Source organism: Ferrovum sp. (genome assembly GCF_027317285.1).
In the GTDB taxonomy this organism is placed as follows: domain Bacteria; phylum Pseudomonadota; class Gammaproteobacteria; order Burkholderiales; family Ferrovaceae; genus Ferrovum.
In genome coordinates this window covers 1-577 of record NZ_DAHVHV010000157.1, presented here as the reverse complement: position 1 = coordinate 577, position 577 = coordinate 1, and the positions used below count along the sequence as shown (strand labels likewise).

Below are 577 nucleotides of genomic sequence, written 5' to 3'. Positions count from 1 at the left end.
ATATCCCCACGACGACTGCCAACCCCAAATATCTCAGCAATTGCTGATTGGCGTTGTACGTGGGAGAGGGAGGAGGGGGAGAGTGGGCCGACATGGGGACATTCTACCGCCCCTCAAACGGTTTGAGTGTTTCGGTTAACTATTGATGGGTATCATTTCTCCGCGCGAGCGGCTTCGTCTGACCCGTTGCTGAACCGGCTTTTACCGACATCCTGGCATCGTTGATCGGCGAGCAGTTGACGACCCAAATCGTATGCTTTTCCTGGGGTCGGCGTTTTTCAGGCTTGATGCCATAAAGCACACAGGTATATCATGAACAGCATGAAATCCGTGAACTGGAATACAGGGAAAAACATTCTTCTCAAGGCAGAACGAGGTGTTTCCTTTGAAGAAGTTCTATCAGCCATGGCGCATGGTGGCCTGCTTGATATTCGGGATCACCCGAATAAAGACCAGTATCCGAATCAACGTCTTCTTGTGGTTCGTATTCGCGGTTATGCCTATTTGGTGCCGTTTGTGGAAAGCGAAAGTGAGATCTTCCTGAACACTTGTCCGCGCATTCCCCTTCTTCGCGCTG

The 577-nt window shown here is 50.8% G+C and carries 1 protein-coding gene; it reads left to right on the top strand.

Features of this window, described 5'->3' with window-relative positions; all coding sequences use genetic code 11:
- Positions 1-321: 321 nt before the first annotated feature.
- A partial coding sequence (locus M6F29_RS12075) for a BrnT family toxin (RefSeq protein ID WP_366526015.1) occupies positions 322-577 on the top strand: 256 nt, incomplete at its 3' end.